The following is a 23,649-nucleotide window of genomic DNA, read 5'->3' on the forward strand; positions in this document are numbered from 1 at the left end:
AAGTCGTCTCCGTTACACCTTTTCCACGTTCACCAGGAACGCCTTAAATTCCGGCGTTTGGGTATTGGCGTCGCCGACAAACGGCGTCAACGTGTTCGCGATAAAGCCTTTTTTCGCCACGCCCTCGTAGCCCCAGTGGATCGGAATGCCGATGGTATCGACGTCCTGATTGTTCACTTTCAGGGTGCGAATACGTTTAGTCACCACCGCTTTGGCTTTGATATAGCCACGGTTGGAGGAGACTTTCACGGTATCGCCCTGGACGATGCCCAGCTTGTTAGCCAGCTTCTCACCGATTTCCACAAACTGTTCCGGCTGGGCGATGCTGTTGAGCAGCGCGTGCTTGGTCCAGTAGTGGAAGTGCTCCGTCAGACGATAGGTGGTCCCGACATACGGGAACTTATCGGCTTTACCCATCGCTTCCAGGTCATGTTTAAAGACGCGGGCGGCGGGGTTGGACACTACATTCGGGTGAAGCGGGTTGGTGCCGAGCGGCGTTTCAAACGGCTCGTAGTGTTCCGGGAACGGACCCTCAGCCATCTTATCGATAGCGAACAGACGTCCCATGCCTTCCGGCTGCATGATGAACGGCCCGACATCGCTGCCCGGCGCTGCGGTGCTGTAGTCCGGAATATCCGCGCCGCTCCATTTTGCGCCGTCCCAGCGCAGAAGCTGGCGCTTCGGATCCCAGGGTTGGCCCTGCGGGTCGGCGGAGGCGCGGTTATACAGGATGCGGCGGTTTAGCGGCCACGCCCATGCCCAGCCCAGCGTGTTGCCAAGTCCAGACGGGTCGGAGTTATCGCGGCGCGCCATCATGTTGCCTTCCGGCGTCCAACTACCGGCGAAAATCCAGCATCCGCTTGAGGTGGTGCCGTCATCGCGTAAATGCGCGAAGCTGCTGATCTGCTGGCCTTTCTTGACGATCACCGCGCCGGTGGCTGGGTCGGTGATATCCGCCAGCGCTTTCCCGTTGCTTTCCATCGCCACTTCTTCCGGCGCCGGGTTATGCGGCGTCAGGAAGTTCCAGGTCATGTTCAGCACTTGTTCCGGGCACGCGCCGCCTTCTTCAGCGTACATCTTGCGCAGGCGCAGGAAGATGCCCGCCAGGATCTCGCCGTCGTTCAGCGCGATGCCCGGTGCGTCCTGGCCTTTCCAGTGCCACTGCAACCAGCGGCCAGAGTTGACGATAGAACCGTTCTCTTCGGCGAAGCAGGTGGAGGGCAGACGGAACACTTCGGTCTGGATTGCCGCCGAATCCACGTCGTTCTGCTCACCGTGGTTTTGCCAGAAGGTGGAGGTTTCCGTGTTGAGCGGATCGATGGTCACCAGGAACTTCAGTTTCGACAGCGCCGCTACAACCTTGTTTTTATTCGGGAATGAGGCCACCGGGTTAAAGCCCTGGCAGAAGTAACCATTCACTTTGCCCTGGTGCATCATGTCGAAGTACTGGAGGACGTCGTAACCCTTATCCCACTTCGGCAACCAGTCGTAACCCCAGTTGTTCTCCGCCGTCGCTTTGTCGCCATAGAAGGCTTTCATCAGCGAAACAAAGAATTTCGGGTAGTTGGCCCAATAGTTCACCTGGCCTTCCAGCAGCGGTTTCGGCGTGTTGGCGGCGAGATAGGCCTGGATGTCGGCCTGGGTTTCATTCGGCAGCGACATATAGCCGGTCAGGCTCTGGGACAGCAGGCCGAGGTCGGTCAGGCCCTGGATGTTGGAGTGACCGCGCAGGGCGTTGACGCCGCCGCCTGCCATGCCCATGTTGCCGAGCAGCAACTGAATCATCGCCATGGTGCGGATGTTCTGCGCGCCCACGGAGTGCTGGGTCCAGCCCAGTGCATACAGGAACGATGCGGTTTTGTCGTGAACGCTGGTTTCCGCGATGTACTCGCAAACCTTCAGGAAATCCGCCTTCGGCGTGCCGCAGATGTTTTCAACCACGTCCGGCGTATAGCGGGAAACGTGGGTTTTCAGCAGGTTCCACACGCAGCGCGGATGGCTCAGCGTGGTATCGCGTTTCGCGAAGCCATTCTCATCCAGCTCGTAGTTCCAGGAGGTTTTGTCGTACTTGCGTTTTTCGGCGTCATAACCGGTAAACAGGCCGTCGTCGAAGCCGTAATCTTCACGCACGATCAGGCTGGCGTTGGTGTACGCCTCAACGTATTCACGGTTGAATTTGTTGTTGGTTAACAGGTACAGCAATACGCCTGACAGGAAAGCAATGTCAGTACCAGAGCGGATCGGGGTATAGAAATCGGCCACCGATGCGGTACGCGTAAAGCGTGGGTCAATAACAATCAGTTTCGCGCCATTGTGGATTTTGGCTTCCATCGCCCAGCGGAATCCCACCGGATGCGCTTCTGCCGCGTTCCCACCCATCACCACGATGAGGTTGGCGTTCTTCATATCTACCCAGTGGTTGGTCATCGCACCGCGACCAAATGTTGGAGCAAGACTTGCTACCGTTGGTCCGTGTCAGACACGCGCCTGGTTATCCACGGCTAACATGCCGAGGGCGCGGGAAAATTTCTGGGTTAAATAACCGGTTTCGTTACTGGAGGCGGATGCGCACAGCATCCCGGTGGTGAGCCAGCGGTTTACCGTCACACCTTTATCATTTTGCGCCACAAAGTTGGCGTCGCGGTCCTGCTTGATTAGCTTAGCGATGCGGTCAAATGCCTCATCCCAGCTAATGTCCTGCCATTTATCAGAGCCTGGCGCGCGATATTGCGGGGCTTTGAGACGGCTTTCTGAGTGAATGAAATCGACTAAACCTGCGCCTTTCGGGCACAGTGCGCCACGGTTGACCGGGTGGTCCGAGTCGCCTTCAATGTGAAAGATGGATTCTTTCGCGTTTTTTGCGCCGTCGCCGAGGCTGTACATCAACAGCCCACAACCAACGGAGCAGTATGTACAGGTGTTACGGGTTTCGCGGCTGCGCAGCAATTTATATTGCCGTGTTTCCGCAAGCGCGACGCTGGGGGCAAAGCCCAGCGCTGCTGCCGTGGTGCCTGCCATACCGCCAGCGCAGATCTTAAAGAACTGCCTTCTGCTGACCTGCATGGATCGCTCCTTGTTTTGACATTGTCACTTCCCCGCTGTTTTTCGCTATCCTGCGCACGAAATTCATTGGGTCTTTGTTTTTATTTTGCGGTTGTATCCGCAAAGGTTCAGAATTGCTGGATTAGCCCTCCTTCCAGGAGGGATAGTTCCCCCAGAATACCACAATAGTGTTAAGGGTGTTCCAATACGGTTAACAAAAAGTGAATAACAATCTTCTTGATAGTGTTGAAAATGTGACCGGGTTCACCGGCGTCCGCGAGTGTGAATTGTGGAAGCACGATGATCTCACCCACCCGAAAAGCGACTGGCTGGCGGAAGAGGTTCCCGTTGCGCTGGTGTACAACGGCATTTCCCATGTTGTGATGATGGCGACGCCGAAAGATCTGACGCTTTTTGCGCTGGGCTTTTCACTATCGGAAGGCATTATTGACTCCCCCCAGGATATTTTCGGGATGGATATTGTTAACAGCTGCAACGGCATCGAAGTGCAAATCGAGCTGTCCAGCCGCCGCTTTATGGGGCTGAAAGAGCGCCGTCGCGCGCTGGCGGGCCGCACCGGCTGCGGCGTTTGCGGCGTTGAGCAGCTTAACGATATTGGCAGGCCGGTTGCGCCGCTGCCGTTTACCCAGACCTTCAACCTCAACAACCTCGATAGTGTGGTCAGCCAGTTGCGCAGCGTGCAGCCCATCGGCCAGATGACCGGTTGCACCCATGCGGCGGCGTGGTTAAACCCGCGGGGCGATATGCTCGGCGGGCATGAAGATATTGGCCGCCATGTAGCGCTGGATAAGCTGATGGGCCGCCGCGCGCGCGAAGGCTGGCGCGATGGCGCGGTGCTGGTTTCCAGCCGCGCCAGCTATGAGATGGTGCAGAAATCGGCGCTGTGCGGGGTTGAGATCCTGATTGCGGTGTCTGCCGCAACCACCCTGGCGGTGGAGGTGGCGCAGCGCTGCAATCTGACGCTGGTGGGCTTTGCTAAACAGGGCCGGGCCACGGTGTATACCCATCCGCAACGCGTCATTACCGCCTGATTAACTCAACAAAATCCTCGTAACTGCGGGTGCTGGCGATAGTTGGCGTGTCGTGGCGTTGCAGCATACTGGCCAGATAACTGAAAATCTTCAGCTCTTCACGCGCGGAAGGGCTGACGCAGGCCACCAGCAGATGAAATACCTTCTCATCATTCACTTTCACCGGATTCGCCAGTAATACCAGATAGCCGCGAAACTGTGGCTGCTTCTCGCTCCAGCTATGGGGCACTGCCACGTGATTGATCACCAGATTATCGCCTTCGGTTTCACGCTGGCGTATCCGTGCGGCATCGGCGGCGGTGATCTGCCCGCGTTCCGTCAGCTTTTCACAGACCGACCCGACAATCTCAAACCAGTTTTCACTGGGCTGATTGATGTAGTGAAAGCTGTGCGCGGCGGGCAGCCAGGCGCTGATTTTCTGGCGTATCAGCGCCGATTCGAGATGCTCTTTGATTAGGCTGATGCCCGCTGCGCCGATAATATTTTTGATGGTCAGGACGTCCGGCCCGTGGCAGTCCATCACCGAATAACTGTTGTTAATCACCAACACGGGGTCGGTCTCGATTCGTAGCGCCACAAGTTCTGCGGATGTATTAACGATCATCACCCGGCAATTCAGCAGTTCCCGTTCAATCGCCATTTTGTTGATGGTGGCGATGGCGTTTTGTTCGCACAGCAGGATTAACGCATGTTTTTCGCCGGGGTTGCGCTCCAGCGCGCAGGCGAAATAGAGGCCGATAAGATCGCTGTCGAACAGGGTGATATCCAGCTGCTGGCGCAAGCTGGCAATGAAGCCAATGCTTAAATCGAAGGCCACCGGCCAGGCAGCGCGTAAGTGATTCATGCTGCCCTGACGGCTGTCGCTTAGCCAGACCGGGGACGCCGCGTAGCGGGTGATATGCCCGGTTAAATCATCAATAAGCTGCCCGTCAGCAGGCTCCAGCCGGTATTGCTTCATCAGGCTGTTAACGGCGCGTTCAATCCAGTTCCGGTTTACGCGCGCGGCACATTGGGCCAGATCGTGGAGAATCGCGCTGGCATGGCGTAAGCCATTATCGCCCAGATAAAGCCCCGCCGCGTCGTAGCGGGCGCGTACCGACGGCGCTATTTCCGTTTGCGGGCATAGCGTCAGCGCATTGCGTAATGCATAGACGGCCAACAGCACCGAGGCCTGGTAATCGTTGCTTATGACGGTGAACGGATTTTGGCTGTCCGGCGTATCGCGCAGCGTCTGATACAGGCGCGTCGTGATGCCCTGAGGCTGGCAAATGTCAGGATCTTTTTTTATCAGATTCGCCAGAATTAAAATCCGCTTTGCTTGCGGCTCGTTAATAAAATGACCAGCATTGGGGCGGCTGGCTAACGTAACGGTGCGTCCGAAACGCTGCTTCAGGCGCAGCAGTTTATCGCTGACGATGCTTTCCGGCATGGTCAGCGCATCTGCCAGCTGCGCACGCGTCGTGAAGGTGTTTAACAGCAGCAGCGCCAGGATCTGGTCATCAATATCATGACGCTGGAGCAGGCGAAAGTAGTTATGCCGATCGTAAATCTCCAGCTGGTAGCCGCCATTACCCGGTTGAGTAATGGCCGCCGCGCCGCTCAGGGTGAAATTTACGTAGTCGATATCCCGCAGCACCGTGCGCCCGGAAACGTCCAGCGCACGGGCAAGCTGCGCCATCGGCTGCTTATGCTGTTCAAGCAAATCCAGCAGAGCGAGTTGGCGGGCGTTCAGCATCGTCAGCGGAAATCACGAAAGGCAGCCACTTGCTCGCTGTCCAGTTGATTCAACCACCGGGCAAGCGTGGTGAGCAGCGCGTCATAGTCCCGAACAGAGATCATGGCGCTGTTAGCGTGCAGATAGCGCGTCGGCAGGCACAGCGAAATTACCGGTCGTCCACCGCCCATGACGTTGTAGCGCCCGCCGTCGGTTGCGCCGGTTTTCATGGTGCACAGTTGCCACGGCATCCATTCAGCTTCGGCATGCTCCTTGTACGCCGCCACCAGTTTCTGGTTCGGGAAATAGCGCTTATCGAATAGCATGATCCCCGGCCCAGCGCCCAGCTTCAGCGGGAAATGCACCGGGTCGATGCCGGGAATATCGCCCGCCACGGCGGTATCCAGCACGATCACCATATCGGGTTTACTGGTCTCGGCGGAGGTTTGAGCACCGCGCAGGCCCACTTCTTCTTCCACCGTGCCAGTACCGAACAGCGTAATCTCAGGATTATTTACGCGCTGCATCAGTTCAACCATCAGCGCGCAGCCCACGCGGTTATCCAGCGCTTTAGCCACAATGCGATCATCGCCCCAACGGGCGAAATTAGGTTGTGGGCTAATAAAATCGCCCACCGCAACGCCTCTCGCCGCGACCTCGGCAGCGCTGGCTGCGCCAATATCGATAAACATCTCGCCGTGTTCGACGGGTTGCTGCTTTTGCTTCTCGCTCAGCGCGTGGGGGGCGATAGAGCCAATCAGGCCAGGAATGTTAACGCCGCTGCGGGTGCGGATCGCCACCTGATGATTCAACATCGACTGGTTCCACCACGAGCCAATGGTGTCGAAGCGGATAAAGCCGTCGGCGCTGATGTGCTTAATGATAAAACCCACTTCGTCCATATGCCCGACGATGGCGATTTTCGGGCCGCGCGAGCCTTTACGGGCGATGACGCTGCCGAGGCCGTCAAAGACGATCTCATCGCTGATGCCTTCCAGCCGGGAAATCAGCAACTGACGGACGTCATGTTCATCGCCGCTGACCGCCGTCGCCAGGCAAAGTGTTTCCAGTAATTCAGTGTTCATGAGACAGCTCCTGCATCGCCTGTTTACGGGCTTTGTGTTTCATCCATGCGCCTTTCAGCAGCAAAATCAGGCCAATATTGAGTGCAAGGCCTGTCGCCAGCACCAGATAGAATGACCCGACGGGCGACATCAGTCCGATAAACGGATCGAAAACCCCAAGGCCCGGTGCCAGGCGTTTGATACCAAAGGCGATCACCAGCATGCCCGTGATGCCGCCGCTCAGGGTATTGGCGGTGATCATCGGCAGCGGCGCGGCTAAGGCATAAGGAATTGCAGGTTCGGTCGCTACCGTTGCGCCGACCACAATGGCGCTGCCTGCGGCGTCTTTCTCCTGCTGGGTAAACAGTTTCGGCGCGATAAAGGTCGCGATCCCGGCTGCCATAGGCGGCATTAGCGCCACCACGCCGACAATGGCGTACCAGTCATAAATGTGTTTCTCGAGCAGGGAAAAACAAAAGAACCACGCGGTTTTGTTGATCGGGCCGCCCATATCAAAGGCCAGCATCGCACCCACCAGGAATGCCGCGCCCATCTTCATGGACGGCGGGATGGTGTTCAGGAAGTGCAACAGCCCGTCCATCAGGCCGCCCATAAAGGGGCCCAGCACGTAATACGTCAGCACGCCAAATACAAACAGGGTGATGAACGGGATAAACAGCGAGCCAAGCAGCGGCTGGAGCGCTTTACCAAGCTTCAGCCGCCGGAAATAGCGCACGAAGTAGCCAATCGCCAGCCCCAGCACCACCGCGCCAAGAAAACCTGCGCCGGATTGCGTGCCGAGCAGCGCTTTGTCGTTCGCCAGGTAGCAAACCAAAAACGCGGGCGCGAACGCCGGTTTATCGCTCACCGACCAGGCGATATACGCGCCCATAATCGGGATCATAAATTTGAACCCGAGATAGCCGATGGACTCGATAATCCAGGTGAACGACGGCGCGCCCTGGCTCATGTCCTGATACGGCATCCCCAGTTGCATCAGCATATTGGCGACAGCGACCAGCACACCGCCGCCAATCACAAACGGCAAAGCCGCTGAGACGCCCGCCATTAAGTGGCTCATGATGCTGCCGCTTTCGACCTCCTGCTTGCCGAGCCGCACGGCGCTGTCTGCCGCCATCTGGGTGGATTCGGTGGCTAACCCGTTAAAAATCTGGTCGATATTCTTTAGCGCTTTCGAGATGGGGATTTCGTAAACCTGTTTACCGGCGAAGCGCGCGCGGTCTTCGCGGGTCAGTCCACGTCCAGTCGCCAGGATCACGTAATTGGCCTGGTCGATTTCCTCCGCGCTGAGGCGGTTTTCCACACCGCTGGAGCCCTGAGTTTCCACCTTAATCACGTGGCCTAACGCGCGGGCTTTCTGTTCCAGCGCTTCGGCCACCATATACGTGTGCGCAATCCCTGCCGGGCAATTGGTGATGGCGACAATCCTGATAGGCTTTTCCATATCGCGTCTCGCAGTTATTGAAGGGTGGCGTTAAGCAGCGTGACGATCTCCTGCTCGCTACCGGTTTTCAGCTGGTCAGTGAAATCCTGATGGATAATTTTTCGGCACAGCGTGCCGATGAGGCTGACTTGGGCGGCATCGGCGTTTTCAGGCACGCCGAGACAAATCCAGCAGTTGGCGGGTTGGTCATCCATCGATTTCCAGTCCACGCGTTGGGTACGGCTGCGGGCAAACAGAATGAACGGGCGCGTCACGCAGGCGCTTTTACCGTGCGGTACAGCCACCCCGCCGCCGAAACCGGTGGAATGAATTTTTTCGCGCAGCAGCAGCGTCTGCAAAAAGCGATTCTGATCGCTGACGTGGCCTTGTTGATAAGCATGACGGGCCAGCGCTTTTAAAATGGAATAGGCGCTGTTGCCTTCGATATCGAGATTGATATCCGATAGGGTAATTAATGGCATAGCTTCACTCCCTGTGATAATGCCTGATGATTTTACGGGGCGGATGCGCGTTAAATAACAGCGCGTATGTCAGAGGCGGGCGACATTTTTGCCATGAGTTGAGATGCGAATTTGTGCGCCACGCCACGTCCACAGCGCGACACGGCGTGGAAAGGAGAAATTCAGAAAATCACGGCGGTTTTAGTGGATACCCGCCAGGCGCAGCAGCGCCGTGACCACCGCCGCCGCGATAATTACCACGATTAACGGCATCTTGCGCCAGGCGAGGAACACCGCAAACGCCACGCCGAGCACCCGCGCCATCCCGGCGAAATGCTCGCCCTCATAAAACGTGGTCGCCAGCGCGACCGAGAACAGCAACACCGTTGCCGCGTCGGAAAGCAGCGCCTGGGCGCGTTCAGACAGCGCCAATCGGCTACCTAACTTCGCACCGCCGAGCCGCATCAGATAGGTGCCTGCCGATAACATTGCAATCCCAACGATGAACAGCGTCATGTTTTCCATTATTTCTTCCTCGTCAGTAAGCCAAACAGCGACAGCAAAACCGGCAGCCCGACGGGGGCAAACGGCACGGCGGCAAGGGAAAGCGCCGCTCCGCTACAGGCGCGGATCAGCGTGGTGCGGTTTTTAAAAGCCGGAACCACCAGCGCCAGTAAGATGGCGGGGAAGACCGCGTCCAGGCCGATGGTTTCCGGCGCGGGCAGCAGTTTGCCGACGCCCGCGCCAAGCAGCGCGCCCAGCGGCCAGATAATCGCCACGCCGAGACCGCACAGCCAGTAGGCGGCTTTGCGCTGCTCCGGAGTGGGTTGCGACAGGCCAAACACCACGCTTTCATCATTCATGATATGGCAGCCCAGATAGCTGGCGGCGCGTTTGCCCACCAGATCGCGCACCGTCACGCCAAACGGAATATGCCGGGCGTTAACTAACAAGCCCGCAGCCGCAGCGGCGAGCGGGTTACCGCCGCTGGCGACGATGCCGATAAACAGAAATTCCGACGCGCCCGCCAGTACCGATACCGACAACACAAACGGCACCCAAATCGGGAAGCCGTACGCCATCGCCAGCGAACCGTAGGACACGCCCACGACGCCAACAGCCAGACAAACCAGCAGGATGGCTTTTACGGTGTCGCCTTTGAGCGAAGAGAAGGGATGTTTCATACTTTTTTAGCCATATCGAACGTTTATCCATTATAATGAACGCTTCACAACCGATTATCAAGATGAACGATTCGTTCGGTTTATTGAACATGAGGCCGTTTTATGACGCAGCCAATTAGCGTTATTGCTAAAAGTCTAGTGCGGGAACGCCAGCGCACCGGGCTTTCGCTGGCGGAAATCGCCCGCCGCGCCGGGATTGCTAAATCCACGCTGTCACAGTTGGAGTCCGGTAACGGCAACCCCAGCCTGGAGACACTGTGGTCGCTGTGTGTGGCGCTGGATATACCTTTCGCCCGTTTGCTGGAGCCGCAGTTGCCGACGACGCAGGTGATCCGCCGGGGCGAGGGGATGAAAGTGATCGCCGGGGAAGCCAACTATCAGGCAATTTTGCTGGCTGCCTGCCCGCCGGGGGCGCGACGCGACGTGTATCTGCTGCTGACGCAGCCGGGTGCCGACCGCGTTTCACAGCCGCATCCGCCGGGGTCGGTGGAGCATATTATCGTGACCAAAGGGCGTGCGATGGTGGGGCTGACGGAAGCGCCAGAAGAATTGGGCCAGGGGGATTACATCTGCTATCCCGCCGATCGCCAGCACATTTTTAAAGCGCTGGAGCCGGATACCCAGGCCCTGCTGGTGGCGGAACAGAATTAAAAAAGCCCGGCTTTTTTTGCCGGGCTAATTGACTCACTCCAGGTAAAACACTTCTTTTAGTTCTTCGCTTACCGGGCTGTTATCCGGGTTAGCTGGCATCACTTCACGCATATGTTTCCACCAGCGTTGGCATACCTCGGTCTCCGCCACCGCGTTCCAGCGGGCTTCTGACTCGATCTCTACGGTTGCAAAAAGCAGGTTACGCTGTGCATCGAGATAAATAGCGTAGTGATGAGCACCGTGCTGCTTAAGAACAGCCTCCAGCTCTGGCCAAATCGGCGAATGACGGCGTTGATACTCTTTATGGGCATCGGGGTTCACCTGCATCACAAAGGCTTTGCGGATCATAACGCCTCCAGGTACAGCGCCCGCACCTCGTCACGGGTGGCGGTACGCGGATTGCACGGCGCGCACGGATCGGCCAGCGCTTTATCCAGCCAGCCTTCGATATCTGCTTTGCTCACGCCCAGTTCAGCGAAACCCGACGGAATGCCGACGCGGGCAGACAGCGCGCGAATCGCATCAATGGCCTTATGGCTGGCCTGTTCGTCGGTTAAGCCGTGGATATCCACGCCCATCGCCTGGGCGACACGTGCAAAACGCGCCTCGGCGTTCGGGCGGTTAAAGTTCTCAATGACCGGCAGCAGGATCGCGTTGCAGACGCCGTGCGGCAGGTTATGGGTCGCGCCCGGCTGATGCGCCAGCGCGTGCACCAGGCCAAGCCCGGCGCTGTTAAACGCCATTCCCGCCAGATACTGCCCGTATGCCATCATTTCGCGCGCTTGCAGGTTGTGACCGTTGTCCACCGCCTGCGGCAGCCACTGGCTGATTAAGCGGATAGCTTCCAGCGCGTTGGCGTCGGTCAGCGGATGTGCGCCCACCGAGACATAGGCTTCTACCGCGTGGGTCAGGGCGTCCATACCCGTGGCAGCGGTGACAGCAGCCGGGATATCCAGCATCACGCTGGCGTCATCCACGGCGATATCCGGGATGATATTCGGGTCGATAATCACCTCTTTCACCTGGCGTTCGCTGTCGATGATCACCGCGTTGCTGGTCATCTCCGCCGCTGTACCGGCGGTGGTGTTAATCGCCACCAGCGGTACGCCCGGATGGGTGACTTTGCCGACGCCGGAGTAAGCGGTGGAGGGCCCCGGATTGGCGGTTAAAATCTTCACCGCTTTGGCAGTATCAATCGGGCTGCCGCCACCGAAGGCGATAAGATAATCGCACTGCGCCTCGTTAAACGCGGCGAAACCCTGCTGCACCAGCGCTTCCGTCGGGTTAGGGAACACCTTATCGAATAGCTGGTATGAAAGCTGATGGGCGTCCAGCGCGGTAAACAGGCTATCCAGCAGGCCCATTTTCACCAGTTGACCGTCGGTGACGATCAGCGCTTTGCCCCATTTTTTCCCGGCGATCAGTTTAACCATATCGCCAATGGCACCTGCGCCATGCAGGCTGATTTTCGGCAATGCTAATAAAAAGCTCATGGCTGTTGTCCTTTACAGTTCCAGCGCGCTGGCGAGCGGGGTGACGCCGAAGCGTTTGCCCAGCGCGATCAGTTCGTCGCGAGAGATAGTTTGTTTCATGCCGCCCATAGAGATGACTTTCACCAGGATCTCGGCGGATTTCTCGGCGGTATCAATCAGGCCGAAGGCTTCGTCCAGCGTCGGGCCGCTGCCGAATACGCCGTGGAACGGCCACAGTACCAGGGAATGTTTACCCATTTCGTGCGCGGTCGCCTGGCCGATTTCATCGGTGCCCGGCACCATCCACGGCAGAATGCCCACGCCGTCCGGGAACACCACCAGGCACTCGGTGCTGCCTTCCCACAGTTTGCGGGTGATGACGTCGGTGCGGTTTTCCAGCACATAGGTCAGCGAAATCAGGTTGGTGGCGTGACAGTGCATAATCACGCGGTCTTTGCCCTGGGTGGCTTTAATGCGCTCGCAGTGGGACAGGAAGTGCGCCGGGAGTTCAGAGGTCGGCACCGCGCTGTCTTCCAGGCCCCACAGGATGTGATAACCCGCGCCGTCGCTGTCGACTTTAACGATACCGAGGTTGGCAGCCGGGGCCAGTTGCACGTTGCGGAAGAACTTACCGGAGCCGGTGACGATAAACGGCGTGTTCGCCAGCAGCGGCATCGGCTGGCTCAGGGCGATATAGCGCGGTTTGGCATGGAAATCGGCCTGATAATCTGCGATATCCGCCTCATCCAGGCGCAGCGTCAGGTTGCCGCCGTTGCGCTCGTCCCAGCCTTTCAGCCAGGCGTCGGTGGTGGCTTTGATCATGCCCTGAACGAACCAGGAATTAATAATAGTCTGCATAGTGTTGTTTCCTTTACGGGGCCAGCCAGTGGCCCCTGTGAACCTGAGTCGTTACGCGCGTTTGCGCAGAATGCTTTCTTCGTAGGCGCGGACGCTTTCCAGCCATTCGCTGCCCGCTGGGGTATCGTTGCGCTGGCAGTACATTTCCCACACGGCCTGCCATGGCAGGGATTTCTGCTCTTCCAGCAGCGCCAGACGGCCAGTGTAATCACCGTTCAGCTCCAGCTTGCGCAGGTGATCGGTCGGCTCCAGCAGGGCGCGCAGCAGGGCTTTTTTCATGTTGCGGGTGCCGATAACCCATGCCGCGATGCGGTTAATCGAGGCGTCAAAGAAATCGAGGCCGATATGCACCCGGTCAAACAGGTCATGGCGAATGATTTCGCTGGCGATGGCCTGGGTTTCATCATCCAGCAGCACCACGTGGTCGCTGTCCCAGCGCACCGGACGGCTGACGTGCAGCAGCAGGCGCGGCACATACAGCATGGCGGCGGAAATCTTGTCGGAAATCACTTCGGTGGGATGGAAGTGACCCGCGTCCAGGCACAGCGCGGTCTGGCGGCTGGCGGCGTAGCCCATATAGAACTCGTTCGAGCCGACGGTGTAGCTTTCTGCGCCAATCCCGAACAGTTTGCTTTCAACGGCGTCGATATGGTGGGCATCATCGAACTTCTCGCTGATAACTTCATCCAGCGCGGCGAGCAGGCGCTGACGGGGGCCAAGACGGTCAATCGGCATATCTTTCATGCCGTCCGGGATCCAGATGTTCATTACCGACGGCGTTCCCAGTTGCTCACCAAAGTAAGCGGAAATGCGGCGGCTGGCTTTGCAGTGATCGATCCAGAACTGGCGAATTTCATCGTTAGCGTGTGACAGGGTAAAACCGTCAGCGCTCAGCGGATGCGAGAAGCAGGACGGGTTGAAATCGAGGCCAACCTGTTGTTTTTTGGCCCATTCTACCCAGTTTTTGAAGTGTTCTGGTTTGATGGCGTTGCGCTCAACGGGCGTATCGGATTCCAGATAGATGGCGTGCAGGTTCAGGCGTTTCGGTCCAGGGATCAGGCTCATCGCCTGTTCCAGATCGGCGCGCAGCTCGCTGGCGTTACGCGCTTTGCCCGGATAATTACCGGTGGCCTGGATGCCGCCGGTCAGCCCGCCTTCCGGGTTTTCAAAACCGGCGACGTCATCGCCCTGCCAGCAGTGCATGGAGACCGGCAGACGATCGAGGGCCGCCAGGGCCTGTTCGGCATCGACGCCAACGGCGGCGAAACGCTGTTTAGCCAGTTCCCATGCCTGATTAATAGAAGTAGTCATGCGCAAAGCTCCTTTGTTTGATGGGTTTGCTGAAACTGCGCAGCAACGCGGGCAATTTCGCTATGTTGATTGGGCGTAAAGGTGGTGAGTGAGCTGGTTTGCTGGATAACCCGGCGGAAGTCGTCGACGTCAGAGATTTCATCCAGCGCCATCAGTTGGCAGCCGATATTGCCGAGGGTCGAGGCCTCGATGGGCCCGGCGGAAACCGGCAGCCCGCAGGCGTCAGCGCACAGTTGATTGAGAAAATGGTTCTGGCTGCCGCCGCCGACGATATGCAGGCGGGTAAACGGCTTGCCGCGCAGCCGCGCCAGTTCGTGCAGCACATCGGCATACAGCAGCGCCAGGCTGTCAAAAATGGTACGCGCCAGCTCCGCCGCGGTTTGCGGAACGGGCTGATTGCTCTCCCGGCAGGCGGCCTGGATTTGCAGGCTCATGTTGGGCGGATTGATAAACCGATCGTCATTTGGGTTGATCACGCAGCGGCAGGCCGGAAGCTGGCGGGCGCGTTCAATCAGCGCAGACAGATCGGTGATGTTGTGTTCTTTGGTGACGCGCTGGAGCAGCCACAGCCCCATGATGTTTTTCAACACCCGGTAGCGGCCTTCCGCGCCGCCTTCATTGGTGATATTGGCGGCCAGAGCATCGGCGTGGGCGTAGGGGGTTTTGCTTTCAAAACCCATCAACGACCAGGTGCCGGATGAGAGATACGCGGCGTCTTTGCCTTCCAGCGGCGCGGCGATCACCGCGCTGGCGGTATCGTGGGTCGCGACGGACACTACCGGGATATGGTTGCCCTGGGCGCAGACCCAGTGGCCGACCACGCTGCCCGGATGGCTCGGTTTGCCGAACCAGCGCGCCGGTACGCCCGCCCATTCCAGCAGCGTATCGTCCCAGTTATCGGTATTGATATTGACCAGTTGCGTGGTGGTGGCGTTGGTGTATTCCCAGTTCATCACCCCGGTCAGGCGATAGCACAGGTAATCGGGGATCAGCAGGGCATGCGCCACGCTATCCACCAGGTTTGGCTGCTGTTGGGTCAGCGCGCGCAGTTGGTACAGCGTGTTAAAAGGTAAAAACTGGATACCGGTACGGCGATAGATCTCGTCACGGCCCAGGGATTCGCACGCCTGCTGCATAATGCCGTCGGTGCGGCTATCGCGATAGGCCACCGCCGGGCCAACGCGCTGGCCCTGCACGTCCAGTAATACGACGTCCACGCCCCAGGTATCAATACCGATACTGTCGATAGCGACGCCCTGTTCGCAGGCTTTTTGCAGGCCGAAACGAATTTCGCTTTCCAGCGCGTCCACGTCCCAGCAATCAAACTGCCCGTCGCGGATCAGCGCGTTGGTGAAGCGGTGGATCTCGGTGAGTTGCAGATCGCGGCTGGCCGTGTCGAAGCGCGCCAGCATCACGCGACCGCTTGAGGCACCCAGATCAACGGCAACGCTATGTCGAATAGACATGATGGGAATCCTTATCTGAATCATTGCCCATCAGTCTAAAAAGAAGCCTGGCGCGTCACCTTCTCGCCACTGACAACGTCAAACCCGCACTGGCAAGAAGCCAAAGGTGAACGTGAGTGAACTCACAGTTTGCATTTCAGGCGGGTTGTGAGCCTTGCCGCAATTCCCGATCTTTCCTGCGGATTCTTAAAAAACGAACACAATTTGCGCCGTTTAGCGTCGAAAAGTTAAGGTACGGCGTGGGGCGGTTATCTACTATCAAGCGAAATTTCATTGGTGGGAGGTGAAAATGACCGTCTTAACATGCAGCGATTTTTTCCCGTGTAGCGCCGCGACCGTGGCGATTGAGCCTCGCTTGCCGCAGTCGGCATTCCCGGAACATCACCATGATTTTTATGAGATTGTTATTGTCGAACACGGCACCGGCGCGCACATCTTTAACGGCCAGCCCTATACCCTGAGCGGTGGTTCGGTGTGCTTTGTGCGCGATCACGACAGACACCTGTTCGAACACACCGAGAACCTGTGCCTGACCAATGTTCTCTATCGCGCGCCCGACGCGTTCAGCTTCCTTGCCGGGCTGGATAAACTGCTGCCTCAGGAGCAGGACGGTATTTATCCTTCCCACTGGCGCGTTCCGGCACAAGTGCTGGCGCAGGTGAAAAATCTCCTGGCAGATCTGGAAGTATTAGGAAATGCCAGCGACACCCATAGCCTGGCCCAGCGTGAAATTCTGTTTATGCAGTTGCTGATCCAGATCCGCAAAGGCAGCCTGGCCGACCAGTCCGCTGGCGCGGATAACCGGCTAAATATGATGATCGGTTGGCTTGAGGAGCACTTTTCCAGCGAAGTTTGTTGGGAGACCCTGGCCGGGCAGTTTGACCTGTCGCTACGTACCCTGCATCGCCAGCTTAAGCAGCAAACCGGTTTAACGCCCCAACGTTATCTGAATCGGCTGCGTTTAATGCGCGCGCGCCATTTGCTGCGCCATAGCGAGGAGAGCGTCACGGATATCGCGTATCAGTGCGGTTTCGGCGACAGTAACCACTTTTCCACCCTGTTTAAGCGAGAGTTTTGTTTCTCTCCACGCGATATTCGCCAGGGCCGCGATCGCCAACTCCAGTAACGCGAACAACATCACCGTTTTTTGTCTCGGGAAATTCAATAATTTCCGATTGCGACCAGGCCCGCTGCGACGCCCTGACAGGCTGCGCGGCGGGTGACTTACGTACTTCCATTCTGACTCACTCCGGGGGCAAATATTGGCCGCTCAGTTGATCCTCAAAAAAGCCGATTTTTTCGCCTCCCCCATGCAGCCAGTGGCGGTAGCGGACCGTTATCCGCAAAACGTGTTCGCTGAACACACCCACGATTTTTGCGAACTGGTGATGGTATGGCGCGGTAATGGCTTACACGTGCTGAACGATCGCCCGTGGCGCATCACCTGCGGCGATCTGTTTTATATCAAGGCGGAAGATCGCCACAGCTATGAGTCAGTCAACGATCTGGTGCTGCACAACATTATCTACTGCCCGGAACGGCTCACGCTCAATGTGGACTGGGATACGCTGCTGAAACCGCAGGCAGATAGCCCGCGCTGGCGGCTGAACAGCCAGGGTATCGCCCAGGCGCGGCAAATCATCAGCCAGCTCGAACATGAAAGCCCGAAAGACGACGCGCTGTCACGTACCCTGAGCGAAAGCCTGTTTCTGCAACTGTGCATTACGCTGCGCCGCCATCGCTATCAGCCCGACAGCACCGGTGCGCCGGGCCAGGGGGAAGTGTTAGATCTATTGATTGCCGCGCTGGACAATAGCGTGAATAACGCCTTCGATTTCCAGACGTTTTGCCTGCATCATCAAGCGCAGGAACGCCCGCTGCGCCAGCGCTTTCGCCAGCAAACCGGGATGACCATTAATCACTATCTGCGCCAACTGCGCATTTGCCAGGCGCAATATTTGTTGCGCCGTACCGATATGCTGATTGGCGATATTGCCTCGCGCTGCGGCTTTGAGGACAGCAACTACTTTTCGGTGGTGTTTACCCGTGAAACGGGCGTGACGCCACGGTTGTGGCGTCAGCAGTGTCATGAATGGTTAAAACGCGAGGGTGTGCGGGAGGGTTAGCTCGCCATGCCCAGCCCAACGATGTTGGCGGCGATGATAATCACCACGCAGCCGACGCTCAGTACGCCCACCGGACGGCGTCCCGCCGATTTCCACTCTTTCATAATCAACCCGACCAGGCCGCCGCACAGCACATAGAAGCTCATGTGCAGCATCCAGCTCATGTAGTCGTACTGCGCCGGGATTTTGGCGTGGCCCCAGGCGTAGAAGAAGAACTGCAAGTACCACATCAAGCCGGCCAGCATTGAGAACAGCACGTTGCTGATAATTAGCGGCTTAGCCAGCGAGAAGTCGGCGCGGACCGACAGGTTCTGCACTTTGGCCAGGCGGATAAAGCAGAAGCCGAGGTTAATCACCGCGCCGCCACCCATAATCACCACGTAGCTCGGGAGGGCGACATACAGCGGATCGACGCCTAACGCCGCTGCGGCTTCATGCATCGGCTTCGCCGCATCCATCGCAAAGGACATCCCGGCGGAGAAAATGCCGCACATTACTGCCAGAATCAGCCCTTTCTTGAGGTTGAACTCCTCGGCTTTGATGCCCATCTGGCGCTCTTTCAATTGGCCTGCGCGGGTGACGATCCCGACGCCAATCAGCGCCACAAACACGCCAAGCAGCGTCATTTGCCCACCGGGAGTGCCCACCAGTACGCCGAATTTGCCGTTCAGAATTGGCGTCATCAGGGTGCCGACAATTAAGGTGATGCCGATGGCGATCCCGATGCCCATCGACATGCCCAGATAGCGCATGGTCAGGCCGTAGTTGATGTTGCCGATGCCCCACATCGCGCCGAACAGGAATACCGGCAACAGCGTGGAAGTGCTGAACGAACCGTAGTAGGACCAGAAATCAGGCAGCAGCGCGGCGCTGACCGCCCAGGGCAGAACAATCCACGACACTATCCCGCCCACTGACCACATGGTTTCCCATGACCAGTTTTTTACCTGCTTAAAAGGAGCGTAAAAACAGGCGGCGCTGGCCGCGCCAATAAGGTGCCAGAGGATCCCCATCGTTATTGCGTTACTCATTCTTTAATTCCTCATTTTGTCGAATGGCCAGGGGTTCGAGCACACCCCCAATGACGACGAGTTTAGGGATACAGGAATAGGGCTACCTTCGGGCAACTGCCGCGCACACATCATAAATGGCAAAAAACAGCGGGTGGGTAAGACCGGGATCACAGTTCGAATTTTCTCCTCCCGGCAGCAGCCGGGAGGAGGGAGGATCAGGCGATTTTCACCGCCGGAATGGCCAGCAGCCAGGCGAGTTTTTCCAGCAATGCGCCCTGATGGCCGATGCCAATCGCGCAGTGGTGCGATGGGCCACCGAGGCTCCAGCGGGTGGTAAAATCCCGGGCGCTGACGGGGAAGCGGTAACGGCTATTGGTATTGCCGATATCCAGTGTCTCACCCGCCACGGCCTCGCCTTCGGCATATTGCAGGATCACGCGGTTATCCGCGTCTTCCACCACCGATAAAAACGTTACCGGACCGGGTTTGACCGTCATTTGGATCGACACGCCCTTACCGGGTTTACCGTGATACACCGGCAGCGGCACCAGACGCACCTCGCCGTCCGCCATCAGCGGATGCGCCGGGCCGTCGTGGCCCCACAGCACCACATCATCGTGGAATTCGATCCCGTAAGGTTCCGAGAACGAACCGCCCGCGCCCAGCAGTTGCATGATTTTCATCGCCAGCACGTTTTTGATTTCGTACTCGCCCGCCACCGGGATGCCGCGCCCGGTGAGCAGCGTCGTTCCCATGATCACTGAAGTAATGATATTCTCATAGGCGTTGCCGTTGCGTCCTTCGTAGTAATAGGCCAGCGCCGCCAGCTGGTTATTTTCCACCAGGGCATCCAGCGCGCAGGCGGTTTGCACCGCGCGATCGAGCTCTGCTTGCTCGCAGGCCGGATCGATATGCATCGCCTGTTCCAGCTCCTGCCATTTGGCCTGGGTTTGCGCCAGCGTGACGTTTTCCCGGTACTCCGCCACCTCGCACATCTCCAGCGGCTTAAAGCGCACGCCGAGCCGGGCCGACAGATTGGTCATGTTGCTGTAAACATCGACCATGCCATCGTAGTAATGTCCCAGCACGCCTACCTGTGCAGCCGCCAGCGCTCGCTTCACTTTTACCGCGTTAAGCCAGGCGTCGGCCTCCTGCCAGACGGTGTCATCGTCTTCCAGCGCGCCAACTAACAGCTGATAACGAATACCCGCGCGGTTAAACACGTTCGCCAGTTCCGGCGCGCTGCATGCCTGGCAATGGGCCAGCCATTCCCCGGTGCGGGCACCGCGATCGGCGAGGGCGCGGATCGCGGCGTAAGGCAGGCCGGGTTCCGGCTGAAGCGCCAGAATAATCACCGGCTTGTTGAGGCGCTGCACCAGCGGCAGCACCGTGGCGCTGAGAGCGTAGGTGCTGATATAGAGGCAGATCGCGTCAACCGGCTGGTTGTTAATTTCGGCAGCGAAGGCGTCGGCTTTGGCGACGTTATCGATCAGGCCGCCGTTAATGATGTGACGTTCAGGGGAGGAAAGGCGCTGGTGGATGCGCGACAGATAATCCGTCAGACGCTGTTCGAGCCCACTAAATTGCGGCCAGTAAGTGTCCAGGCCAATCCCAAAAAGTGCGATATTTATCGTCATTTTTTGCTCCAGGGAACATGAGGAGCATCGACTATGGCCCGTTTACCCGGCAGCTACCTTCGTATTTTTGCCATCCCGGCAAGTACCTGGCAGAAAAACCGTTATCGCTGTGAAGCGCCTCGCAAACTGACTTATTCCTGTTGTGAATAACCTTATAATAAATGCGGCATTGATAAACATTTTCAATATCATTTAATTAACTATAATGATCCCACTGATTACGCGGCGTTAACACACCGGTTCTGAAAAGTCCGTTTGCCGCCCGACAATAATGGAGATGAAAAATGAGCTATACACTGCCATCCCTGCCTTACGCTTATGACGCCCTGGAACCGCATTTCGATAAGCAAACGATGGAAATCCATCACACCAAACACCACCAGACCTACGTCAACAACGCTAACGCAGCGCTGGAGTCTCTGCCTGAATTCGCTAACCTGCCGGTAGAAGAACTGATCGCTAAACTGGATCAGGTTCCGGCTGACAAGAAAACCGTACTGCGCAACAACGCAGGCGGCCACGCGAACCACAGCCTGTTCTGGAAAGGCCTGAAAACCGGCACCACGCTGCAGGGCGACCTGAAAGCGGCTATCGAACGCGATTTCGGTTCCGTGGAAAAATTCAAAGAAGATTTTGAGAAAGCGGCGGCAACGCGCTTCGGCTCCGGCTGGGCGTGGCTGGTGCTGCAGGGCGACAAACTGGCTGTGGTGTCTACCGCAAACCAGGACAGCCCGCTGATGGGCGAAGCCATCTCTGGCGCATCCGGCTTCCCTATTCTGGGCCTGGACGTGTGGGAACACGCTTACTACCTGAAATATCAGAACAAACGTCCTGACTACATCAAAGCCTTCTGGGAAGTGGTGAACTGGGACGAAGCTGCTGCACGTTTTGCCGCTAAGTAATTCCTGTCAGGTTTACTTTAAAACGCCTGATGTATTACATCAGGCGTTTTTTTCTTCACAAATGAAATGCCCACCGCTTCTTTTATCATGCTAATAGCCTGCTTAACCTGAATTCCGGCAAGTGGCTGGATCAAAATATACCTTCGCCTATAGAAGCGACTTACACTCTCATAGTTAACTCATTTCTGTTCTGATTTTTTAATAAACGGCTCGATGATTCCATTCATCGGTATAAATGATATTGCCGTCGCAGTGTTTCCATGTAATTTTCTCGTAGCGCAGTAGAACAGTTTCAAGATGCATGCCTGTAGATGCTCCGGGGTAAAGATCAGGCGTAATCGACGTGAGTTTCACATTTCCCAGAATGAGGTTGAAATATTCTCTCTCCATCCCTGCATCTGTAATCATATACATTTTTATTATCGCTTTGAGGTAAAGCGTGGAAAAAGCCAAATCAAAACAATAACCGTAATCAATGTTAATAGCAGACAATGGTCTGGGAATAGATGGAACCATAACAGAGCAAAAGCTATTACTAACGCGGGGAAAACCACGCTTTCTAATAATAGCGTTATTAAACTTTTAAACATCAAAGTTGCCTTGTATGAAATCTGTCAATTGATTAAGGTTCGAGAAGATTTTTGATTTCACTTTTTTAATAATTTCAGAAAGCATCGGCTCGATAAAATAATAAAGCATTTCAAGCTTTTCCTGATACAGAACCCAATAATATTCGGGATCCATAACTTTAAGGTATCGGGCAGCAAGGGCGCATTTTTGTTGAATCCCATAGAACTGAAGCGCAAAAACCGCTTGAGGGAGTTTAGCCGATAAACGTTCAACAACGATTTTAGACATGAAGCCAGACTGAGAAAGCGCAACAGAAGCTGCTGCCGCAAAAGCATACCGCGTCCCTCCAGCAACATTCATATGGGAGGCCACACCTGCCATCTTTTTGATCAATTTACGAGCCGATCCTTCGGAATTGCCTTTCTCAACATCATCACATACCATTTTGAAATACAAATAAAGCATGTATGCAATAACATCCCGATGACGATATATAGACTCGATAGAATAGAGCGAGCGTATTTCTTCGGACTTGAGCTCCTGGCAAACATCATTGTATTGCGGTATAAAGTACGATGAATACCAACTGGCCCGTTCAATATCGGCATAAATATCAGATGCAACCCCTTTTGCCGAATGTAAAACTCCCCCAATTGCATTTTGAGTCGTTAAAGCTATTTGCCTGTCGGCCTGATATTTTATCCTTAAATAATCGGATGCTTGCATACTATATCCTTACGAATAATGAAAACTGACAGTATTGTACGCCTGTATTTTATGTTAATAAAAATATTTACCAAAATCAGATTTTATCATTTTTCCTCATCTCAAATTCGCCTTAATGAATTAGAAAGTGAGTAAGAACTATTTTTAACGTATGCCACTAAAAATAAGCTTGCAATATTGCATTAATAGAGCGAGCCTGAGGCTCGCTTTTTTTGTATCCGCATAAGGAGCAGCAGATGCATTATCCCGCAGACATTTACATCGGCCTGGTGCGTGATTACCCCGGAAGCCGCCCCAGCGCCATCGCCAAGGTTCAGGTCGAAGGTGCGTTAACCCTGACCGATCTGGGTCTGGAAGGCGATCAGCAGGCGGAAAAAGTGATCCACGGGGGACCTGATCGCGCGCTATGCCACTATCCCCGCGAGCATTACGCCCAGTGGACGCGTGAATTCCCGGCGCAGGCGGATCGGTTTGTCGCCCCGGCATTTGGCGAAAATATTTCTACCGTCGGGCTAACCGAGGACAACGTCTATATCGGTGATATTTTCCGATGGGGTGAGGCGCTGATCCAGGTCACCCAGCCGCGCTCGCCGTGCTTCAAAGTTAACTTCCATTTTGCCATCAGCGATTTGTCATTGCTGATGCAGCAAACCGCGCGCACCGGCTGGCTATACCGCGTGATCCAGGGCGGCACCGTCAGCGCCGACGCGCCGCTGGAACTGGCGTCGCGCACCAGTGACGTCAGCATCCGCGATGCCGCCGCCATCGCCTGGCATATGCCGTTTGATGATGAACAGTATCACCGCCTGCTAAGCGCAGCAGGGCTATCGGTAAGCTGGACCCGAACGATGCAAAAAAGGCGTATTTCAGGGCAAATTGAGGATTATTCGCGCCGGTTGTGGGGAAGTGCGAAGCCAGCGGGGTGATGTTTTTTTAGCCTTTCGCTTGTTAAGTTA

Annotated in this window: 21 protein-coding genes and 1 pseudogene; 6 read left to right on the forward strand and 16 right to left on the reverse strand. The window is 56.5% G+C overall.

Features of this window, described 5'->3' with window-relative positions; genetic code table 11:
• Nucleotides 1-12: 12 nt before the first annotated feature.
• Nucleotides 13-3,063: a formate dehydrogenase-N subunit alpha gene (gene fdnG, locus RT120_RS16065; protein WP_312984138.1), complete on the reverse strand. Its 3,051-nt coding sequence runs from the start codon at nucleotides 3,061-3,063 to the stop codon at nucleotides 13-15.
• A 200-nt stretch (nucleotides 3,064-3,263) separates the two neighbouring features.
• Here fdnG and fdhD point away from each other — a divergent pair, with 200 nt between their 5' ends.
• Nucleotides 3,264-4,094, forward strand: a complete 831-nt coding sequence (gene fdhD, locus RT120_RS16070; protein ID WP_312984141.1) for a formate dehydrogenase accessory sulfurtransferase FdhD — start codon at nucleotides 3,264-3,266, stop codon at nucleotides 4,092-4,094.
• Here fdhD and RT120_RS16075 read toward each other — a convergent pair.
• From RT120_RS16075 to RT120_RS16100, 6 genes are all read right to left on the reverse strand, one after another.
• Entirely contained in the window at nucleotides 4,084-5,829 is a 1,746-nt protein-coding gene (locus RT120_RS16075) for a putative frv operon regulatory protein (protein ID WP_312984143.1), read from the reverse strand. The genes fdhD and RT120_RS16075 overlap by 11 nt on opposite strands.
• Nucleotides 5,830-5,831: 2 nt before the next feature.
• Entirely contained in the window at nucleotides 5,832-6,893 is a 1,062-nt protein-coding gene (locus RT120_RS16080) for an aminopeptidase (protein ID WP_312984145.1), read from the reverse strand.
• Nucleotides 6,883-8,337 (reverse strand): PTS fructose-like transporter subunit IIBC, encoded by a 1,455-nt coding sequence (locus RT120_RS16085; protein WP_312984147.1) that lies wholly within the window; start codon nucleotides 8,335-8,337, stop codon nucleotides 6,883-6,885. The genes RT120_RS16080 and RT120_RS16085 overlap by 11 nt, the downstream gene beginning before the upstream one ends.
• Nucleotides 8,338-8,351: 14 nt before the next feature.
• A complete protein-coding gene (locus RT120_RS16090) occupies nucleotides 8,352-8,798 on the reverse strand; it encodes a PTS fructose transporter subunit IIA (RefSeq protein WP_312984149.1) in 447 nt (148 codons plus the stop codon).
• 180 nt (nucleotides 8,799-8,978) lie between these two features.
• Entirely contained in the window at nucleotides 8,979-9,302 is a 324-nt protein-coding gene (locus RT120_RS16095) for an AzlD domain-containing protein (protein WP_312984151.1), read from the reverse strand.
• Nucleotides 9,302-9,961: an AzlC family ABC transporter permease gene (locus RT120_RS16100; RefSeq protein ID WP_312984153.1), complete on the reverse strand. Its 660-nt coding sequence runs from the start codon at nucleotides 9,959-9,961 to the stop codon at nucleotides 9,302-9,304. The genes RT120_RS16095 and RT120_RS16100 overlap by 1 nt, the downstream gene beginning before the upstream one ends.
• A gap of 102 nt (nucleotides 9,962-10,063) precedes the next feature.
• On the opposite strand from RT120_RS16100, the gene RT120_RS16105 reads away from it, so the two are divergent.
• Nucleotides 10,064-10,612, forward strand: coding sequence for an XRE family transcriptional regulator (locus RT120_RS16105; RefSeq protein ID WP_312984155.1), 549 nt, complete (start codon nucleotides 10,064-10,066; stop codon nucleotides 10,610-10,612).
• Nucleotides 10,613-10,645: 33 nt separating this feature from the next.
• Here the strand turns inward: RT120_RS16105 and rhaM are convergent, their stop codons facing one another.
• From rhaM to rhaB, 5 genes are read right to left on the reverse strand one after another with little or no spacing between them, the layout of a single operon-like run.
• Entirely contained in the window at nucleotides 10,646-10,960 is a 315-nt protein-coding gene (gene rhaM / locus RT120_RS16110) for an L-rhamnose mutarotase (protein WP_312984157.1), read from the reverse strand.
• Entirely contained in the window at nucleotides 10,957-12,105 is a 1,149-nt protein-coding gene (gene fucO, locus RT120_RS16115; protein ID WP_312984159.1) for a lactaldehyde reductase, read from the reverse strand. The genes rhaM and fucO overlap by 4 nt, the downstream gene beginning before the upstream one ends.
• Nucleotides 12,106-12,117: 12 nt before the next feature.
• A complete protein-coding gene (gene rhaD / locus RT120_RS16120) occupies nucleotides 12,118-12,942 on the reverse strand; it encodes a rhamnulose-1-phosphate aldolase (protein ID WP_312984161.1) in 825 nt (274 codons plus the stop codon).
• Between the two features lie 51 nt (nucleotides 12,943-12,993).
• Entirely contained in the window at nucleotides 12,994-14,253 is a 1,260-nt protein-coding gene (gene rhaA / locus RT120_RS16125; protein ID WP_312984163.1) for an L-rhamnose isomerase, read from the reverse strand.
• A complete protein-coding gene (rhaB, locus tag RT120_RS16130) occupies nucleotides 14,250-15,719 on the reverse strand; it encodes a rhamnulokinase (RefSeq protein WP_312984164.1) in 1,470 nt (489 codons plus the stop codon). The genes rhaA and rhaB overlap by 4 nt, the downstream gene beginning before the upstream one ends.
• 289 nt (nucleotides 15,720-16,008) lie before the next feature.
• On the opposite strand from rhaB, the gene rhaS reads away from it, so the two are divergent.
• A complete protein-coding gene (rhaS, locus tag RT120_RS16135; protein ID WP_312984165.1) occupies nucleotides 16,009-16,845 on the forward strand; it encodes an HTH-type transcriptional activator RhaS in 837 nt (278 codons plus the stop codon).
• A gap of 136 nt (nucleotides 16,846-16,981) precedes the next feature.
• Nucleotides 16,982-17,845: an HTH-type transcriptional activator RhaR gene (gene rhaR, locus RT120_RS16140; RefSeq protein ID WP_312984167.1), complete on the forward strand. Its 864-nt coding sequence runs from the start codon at nucleotides 16,982-16,984 to the stop codon at nucleotides 17,843-17,845.
• On the opposite strand, the gene rhaT is transcribed toward rhaR, so the two are convergent.
• Both rhaT and RT120_RS16150 read right to left on the reverse strand, forming a co-directional pair.
• Entirely contained in the window at nucleotides 17,842-18,876 is a 1,035-nt protein-coding gene (gene rhaT, locus RT120_RS16145; RefSeq protein WP_312984168.1) for an L-rhamnose/proton symporter RhaT, read from the reverse strand. The two genes, rhaR and rhaT, sit on opposite strands and share 4 nt — an antisense overlap.
• Nucleotides 18,877-19,073: 197 nt before the next feature.
• Nucleotides 19,074-20,495 carry an L-fucose/L-arabinose isomerase family protein gene (locus tag RT120_RS16150; RefSeq protein ID WP_312984169.1) on the reverse strand — a complete coding sequence of 474 codons (1,422 nt, stop codon included), beginning with the start codon at nucleotides 20,493-20,495 and terminating at the stop codon, nucleotides 19,074-19,076.
• A gap of 284 nt (nucleotides 20,496-20,779) precedes the next feature.
• Between RT120_RS16150 and sodA the strand changes: the two genes are divergently transcribed.
• Nucleotides 20,780-21,397, forward strand: a complete 618-nt coding sequence (gene sodA, locus RT120_RS16155; RefSeq protein WP_312984171.1) for a superoxide dismutase [Mn] — start codon at nucleotides 20,780-20,782, stop codon at nucleotides 21,395-21,397.
• A 198-nt stretch (nucleotides 21,398-21,595) separates the two neighbouring features.
• Here the strand turns inward: sodA and RT120_RS16160 are convergent.
• Together RT120_RS16160 and RT120_RS16165 are read right to left on the reverse strand one after the other, a co-directional pair.
• Nucleotides 21,596-21,823: pseudogene (locus tag RT120_RS16160) on the reverse strand (type VI secretion system tube protein Hcp); the annotation flags it as partial.
• A 156-nt stretch (nucleotides 21,824-21,979) separates the two neighbouring features.
• The gene (locus RT120_RS16165; RefSeq protein ID WP_312984173.1) at nucleotides 21,980-22,693 is read right to left on the reverse strand and encodes a hypothetical protein; all 714 of its coding nucleotides are present in this window, start codon (nucleotides 22,691-22,693) and stop codon (nucleotides 21,980-21,982) included.
• 236 nt (nucleotides 22,694-22,929) lie between these two features.
• Between RT120_RS16165 and yiiM the strand changes: the two genes are divergently transcribed.
• Nucleotides 22,930-23,619 carry a 6-hydroxyaminopurine reductase gene (yiiM, locus tag RT120_RS16170; protein ID WP_312984174.1) on the forward strand — a complete coding sequence of 230 codons (690 nt, stop codon included), beginning with the start codon at nucleotides 22,930-22,932 and terminating at the stop codon, nucleotides 23,617-23,619.
• The last annotated feature ends 30 nt before the right edge of the window (nucleotides 23,620-23,649 follow it).

The organism is Atlantibacter sp., from assembly GCF_032062175.1.
Classification (GTDB): Bacteria; Pseudomonadota; Gammaproteobacteria; order Enterobacterales; family Enterobacteriaceae; genus Atlantibacter.